This is a genomic window from Pseudomonas sp. AL10, assembly GCF_029960685.1.
GTDB lineage: Bacteria > Pseudomonadota > Gammaproteobacteria > Pseudomonadales > Pseudomonadaceae > Aquipseudomonas > Aquipseudomonas lactis.
The window spans coordinates 1-5,774 of record NZ_JASBQZ010000081.1 but is presented as its reverse complement, the minus strand read 5'-3'; the positions used below and the strand labels follow the sequence as shown (position 1 = coordinate 5,774).

Sequence of the window (5,774 nt, the reverse complement as noted above, 5' to 3'; positions counted from 1 at the left end):
ATCAAAAGCAGATCAAGATCAAGAGCGGCTCGCTTCGCATCGTGGTTACCGTTGGCCGCTAAAACCTACAAAAATGTGTAGATGGTTCGGTTGACTCATCAGTGACTGACCCTCCGCTTTCGGAACAAGCCCACAGGAGATCTGCGCATAGCTGACGGGGATTATCTGGGGACTGGATTAATTTATATTTCAACCATAATATAAGTAAAAAATTACGCCCGTAATTTTTTTGCACAATGGTTTCCGGAGTTCGCCATGCCCCCTCTCCCCCTGCGTCTTCTCACACCCCTGGCCCTGTTGATGTTCCTCAATGGCTGCAACAGCAAGGCCGATACCGCTCAGGTACCAGTGCCGCGTCCGGTACTCGCCGCCAAGGTCGAAGCCGCCGGCACCCAGCAAAGCGCTTATACCGGCGTGGTGGCAGCACGCACTGAAAGCAACCTGGGCTTTCGGGTCAGCGGCAAGGTGATCGAGCGCAAGGTCGACCCCGGCCAGCATGTCTCCCGTGGCGACACCCTGTTGGTGCTGGACATCGGCGACTTCGAACTGGCGCTGCGTTCGGCCAAGAACCGCGTCAACGCAGCCGAGGCGCAACTGCGCCAGCGCCGTGACGATGAAAACCGTTACCAGCGCCTGGCCAGTACCGGCGCGGTGTCGCGGCAGATCTTCGACCAGTCGGCCACCAACCTGCGCGTCGCCCAGGCCGAACTGGCCGCGGCGCAATCGGATGCCAGCCAGATCGAAAACCGTCGCACATATTCGGTACTCAAGGCCGATGGCGACGGCATCATCACCGACGTGCTGGCCGATCGCGGCCAAGTGGTGGCCGAAGGGCAAATCGTCGCGCGCCTGGCCCATGACGGTGCCCGTGAAGCCATCGTCAACCTGCCGGAGAACCGGCGTGACCTGGCCGCGCAAAAAGCCTTGGCATTCCCCTTCGGCGCACCCGACCAGGCCGTGACCGCCACCCTGCGCGAGCTGTCCGCCAGCGCCGACCCGGTCACCCGCACCTACCGGGCACGTTATGTGCTGCAGGGTTCGGTCGAGCGTTTCGCCCTCGGTTCCACCATCACCGTGCGCCTGCAAGGCAACGGCCAGCCTCTGCAAACCCGCGTGCCCATTGGCGCCTTGCAGGATGCGGGGCAAGGCACGGGCGTCTGGCTGATTGGCGATGACCAAAAGATCAGCTTCGCCCCGGTGAAAGTCGCCAGCCTCGGCCAGGAAGACGCCTTGCTCGACAGCGGCGTAACACCCGGCCAAACCATCGTCGCCCTCGGCGCTCACCTGTTGCACAGCGGCGACACGGTGCGCTTGCTGCCCGCCCAGGCGCTGGCCCTCAACCGTCAGCAGGATCAATGAGTATGCGCGGGATCAACCTCTCCGAACTGGCCGTCAAACACCGCGCCGTCACCCTGTTTTTGCTGATTGCGATCCTCGTCGCCGGGGTCTTCGCATTCAGCAAGCTGGGGCGCGCCGAAGACCCTTCGTTTACCGTCAAGGTCATGACCATCACCGCCGCCTGGCCCGGCGCCACCGCCCAGGAAATGCAGGAACAAGTCGCCGACCGCCTAGAAAAACGCCTGCAAGAGCTGGACTACTACGACCGCGTCGAGACCATCGCCCAGCCGGGCTTTGTGTCGATGCGCATGACCTTCCTCGAATCCACCCGCCCGAGCGAGATCCAGGCGCTGTTCTACCAGACGCGCAAAAAGCTCAGCGACGAAGCCGCGCAATTGCCCAAGGGCGTGATCGGGCCGTTTTTCAACGATGAATATTCCGATGTGTACTTTGCGTTGTACGCCCTGGAAGCCGAACACCTACCCCACCGCCAGCAGGTGCAAATGGCCGAACAATTGCGCCAGGGCCTGCTCAACCTGCCCGGGGTGAAGAAGGTCAATATCCTCGGCGAACAGGCCCAGCGTGTGTTTGTGGAGTTTTCCTATGAGCGCCTGGCGACCCTGGGCATCAAGCCCGAACAGATCTTCACCGCCCTCGCCGCACAAAACGCCGTGGCGCCCTCAGGCTTCGTCGAAACGGCGGGCGCCCGCGCTTATATCCGCATCGACGGCGCGTTCGACAGCCTGGCCTTGATCGAGAACGTGCCCCTGCAAGTCAATGGCCGCGTATTGCGCATCGCCGATGTAGCCACCGTGAGCCGGGGTTATGAAGACCCGCCCAGTTACCGCATCCGCCACCAGGGCGACCCGGCGCTGATGCTGGGCGTGATCATGGAGAAGCACTGGAACGGTCTGGAACTGGACAAGAGTCTGCAAGCCGAAGAAGCGCGGATCCAGGCCGACCTGCCCCTGGGCGTGAACTTCGCCAAGGTGTCCGACCAGGCGAAGAACATCAGCCTGGCGGTCAATGAATTCATGCTCAAATTCTTCGTCGCCCTGGCGGTGGTGATGCTGATCAGCCTGTTGGCCCTGGGCTTTCGCGTGGGGCTGGTGGTGGCGGCCGCCGTGCCGCTGACTCTGTCGATCGTGTTCGTGATCATGCTGGTCACGGGCCGTGAATTCGACCGGGTCACCCTCGGCGCGCTGATCATCTCCCTGGGCTTGCTGGTGGACGACGCCATCATCGCCATCGAGATGATGGTGGTGAAACTTGAAGAAGGGTTTGACCGCATTCACGCGGCGACCTATGCCTGGAGCTCCACCGCCGCGCCCATGCTCACCGGTACGCTGGTGACCATCATTGGCTTTTTGCCGGTGGGGTTTGCGCGCTCCGGTGCTGGCGAGTACGCCGGCAATATCTTCTGGATTGTCGGGTTCGCATTGATTTCGTCGTGGCTGGTCGCGGTGGTGTTCACGCCTTACCTGGGCGTAAAAATGCTACCGCAGATCAAGCCAGTGCCCGGCGGGCATGATGCGATTTATGCCGGGCGCTACTACCAGAAACTGCGCCGCCTGGTAGAGGCCTGCGTGCGTGGGCGCTGGCTGGTAACTGGGCTGGTGGTGGCCGCGTTTGTGCTGTGTGGCCTGGGTATGGCGGTGGTGAAGAAACAGTTCTTCCCCGACTCGGACCGCTCGGAGCTGATTCTGGAAGTGTATATGCCGCCCGGCAGCGCGTTCAAAAGCACCGAGGCCGTAGCGGCTCAGGTGGAGAAGGCGCTGTTGCAGGAACCCCAGACGAGCATGGTCGACACCTATGTGGGCGGCGGCGCACCGCGGTTTTTCCTGTCGTTGAACCCTGAAATGCCGGACCCGGCGTTCGCCAAGTTGATCGTGCAAACGCCGGATTCCCATGCCCGCGACGCACTGAAACTGCGGATGCGTGAGCGCATTGCGGCAGGCGAATTCCCTTCGGCGCGGGTTCGGGTCACACAGCTCGTCTTCGGCCCGCCAGTGCCGTTCCCGGTGGTGTTCCGCGTTTCCGGGCCGGACCTGAATGTGCTGCGTGGGTTGTCTGAAGACGTGCGTCAGGTGGTAGCCGGCAACAAGCTGACCAGAGACACCTTCCTCGAATGGGGCGAACGTGCCAGCGGTTATCGCCTGGTGCTGGATCAGGATCGCTTGCGCCTGCTGGGGTTCACGCCGGACGAGGTCAAGTCCCAACTCAACGCTTTGCTCAGCGGCAACCCGATCACCGAAGTGCGCGAAGGCAACCGCACCGTGTCGGTGGTGGCCCGTGCCCAGGGCAGCCAGCGTGAAGACCTGGCCAACCTCAACAACATGACCCTGACCAACAGCGCCGGAACCTCGGTGCCATTGGCCCAGGTCGGGCATTTCCAGGCGGTAATGGAAGAGCCGATCCTCAAGCGCCGCGACCGCGCCACCACCGTGGAAGTGCGCGCCGACATCATCGACGGCGTACAACCGCCCGATGTGGAAATGGCCGTGTACAAAGACCTGCAGCCACTGATCGCCAAGCTGCCCAGCGGGTACAAAATCGACATCGGCGGCCCGGTTGAGGAAAGCGCCAAGGCCAACGTCGCCCTGGCGGCGCTGTTCCCGATCATGATCCTGCTGACCCTCACGGTGATCATGTTCCAGGTGCGCTCCTTTGGCGTGATGTTCATGGTGTTCGCTACCGCGCCTTTGGGCCTGATTGGCGCAGTGCCGACCTTGTTGTTGTTCAACCAGCCGTTCGGCTTTAACGCGATCCTGGGCCTGATTGGCATCGGCGGCATTCTGATGCGCAACACGCTGATCTTCACCGACCAGATCCGCCAGAACCAGGACCACGGCATGGCGATTCGCGAGGCCATTATCGAAGCCACGGTGCGGCGCGCCCGACCGGTGATCCTTACGGCACTGGCGGCGGCGTTGGCGTTTATTCCGCTGACGCTGTCGGTGTTCTGGTCGTCGCTGGCTTATGTGCTGATTGGCGGTGTGCTGGTGGGCACGGTGTTGACGCTGTTGTTCCTGCCGGCGCTGTGCAGCCTGGTACTGCGCGACAAGGTTGCTGAAACGTCCCACGTAACGGCCGGATAAGCTCTACTCCCCTCCCCTGTAAACCGCTGCAAAGTCCCTCGCCTGATCAAACAGTGCGAGGGATTGCAGATGGTTTTTCCTGTTAGTGCCTTGGTTACCTGGCCGCCCCCCGTGGGGAGCCGTCGCGGATGACCCAAGCAGCCCAAATTACCTTTATCGAACACGAGCTGGATGGTTTCCATCAGAGCCTGGCGGAGTATCGCCAGCAGATGGGCGCCTGGTATTCGCGTGTGCTGGATACGGTCAGTCATGCAGCGGACATGCCTTCGTTGCTGGGTATGGATCGGGTGTTGCGGGTTGGGGATGCACAGCAGTCGGTCGGTCTTGGCGATGCGAACTTTTCCACCGTGGCCCGCTGTCCGGCGGGTGGTGTGCTGAAGATCCAGAGCAGGTTCGAGTCAGCGTACGACGTGCCGATCGGCAATATCCCGGTTGAGGTGATCGGGCTGGATGACGGCAGTGCCAGGGTCATCCTGCTCGACGAGCAAGGCGAAGGTTCCCACGACTGCGCCGCCGGCGGGCGTTATCAGGTGAGGGTTCAAGGCGGTGTTTCAGCGCAGCAAGTCGACGCCTTGTTTGCTTCCTATGCGGGGCTGACAGCGGATCTTGAGCAATGGCTGCGCGAGCAGTGGCAAGGCTTCAAGCCACACTGGCAGCAATCCACCGCCAGCGCGATTGGCAACGGCGTGCTGGCCGGCAGTTGGGCAGCGATCCGTGACGCGTGGGACAGCATCAAGCAGGTGCAGGCGATGCTTGAAGACCCGCTCAAGTACGTCGAGCAACTGGGTAGCGAGGCGGCCAGGTTGGCGCAAATAGCCACTGATGCGCCCAAGGTCATGGAACAGGCGATGTTGCTGGCCAGTGATGAGGCCGCGCTGTACCTGTTACTGCGCACGGCCATGATCTGGCTGGAAGCGTTACCGCCCAGTGAAGTCGCACAAGCAGCCGCCGGTTTTATGGTGTCGCTGCTGATTGACCTGGTGATTGGCGTGGTGTTGACCATCGCGCTGCCGGCAGCGGGCGTGGCGTATTTGAGTATGCGCCTGGTCAAGTACGGTGCGTGGGTGCTTCAGTCAGCCGTGGGCTTCGTGACCGGTGTGCTGACGATCCTCACGAAGTTCATGCAGGCGGTGGACCGCTACAAAGCGGTGGCGGTTCGCGGGGTGGTGGGTGGGCTGAAGCAAGGCACGATGCAGATGCGCTGGCGGGCGCGGCAGAACGCGGTGCTGATGCAGAAAGAGCGTGTGGATGATGTGCCGGCTGTGGCTTCAAATCCCAAAGGAGATGCGGCGGCTTCTGCGGATAAAACGGTCACTCACGGTTGCCCGGTGTCGATGG

Annotated in this window: 2 protein-coding genes and 1 pseudogene; all 3 read left to right on the top strand. The window is 62.0% G+C overall.

Annotated features, from left to right (window positions below; translation table 11 throughout):
* Positions 1–255 precede the first annotated feature (255 nt).
* The gene (locus tag QK296_RS28795) at positions 256–1,359 is read left to right on the top strand and encodes an efflux RND transporter periplasmic adaptor subunit (protein WP_034134400.1); all 1,104 of its coding nucleotides are present in this window, start codon (positions 256–258) and stop codon (positions 1,357–1,359) included.
* Positions 1,360–1,361: 2 nt separating this feature from the next.
* Positions 1,362–4,436, top strand: a complete 3,075-nt coding sequence (locus QK296_RS28790; RefSeq protein WP_120248292.1) for an efflux RND transporter permease subunit — start codon at positions 1,362–1,364, stop codon at positions 4,434–4,436.
* A 128-nt stretch (positions 4,437–4,564) separates the two neighbouring features.
* A pseudogene (locus QK296_RS28785) lies at positions 4,565–5,774 on the top strand (type IV secretion protein Rhs); the annotation flags it as partial.

What these genes read in the sequence shown, in the direction of transcription:
- QK296_RS28790 (WP_120248292.1), top strand. Translation starts at nt 1,362, where the DNA reads ATGCGCGGGATCAACCTCTCCGAACTGGCCGTCAAACACCGCGCCGTC.
- QK296_RS28795 (WP_034134400.1), top strand. Translation starts at nt 256, where the DNA reads ATGCCCCCTCTCCCCCTGCGTCTTCTCACACCCCTGGCCCTGTTGATG.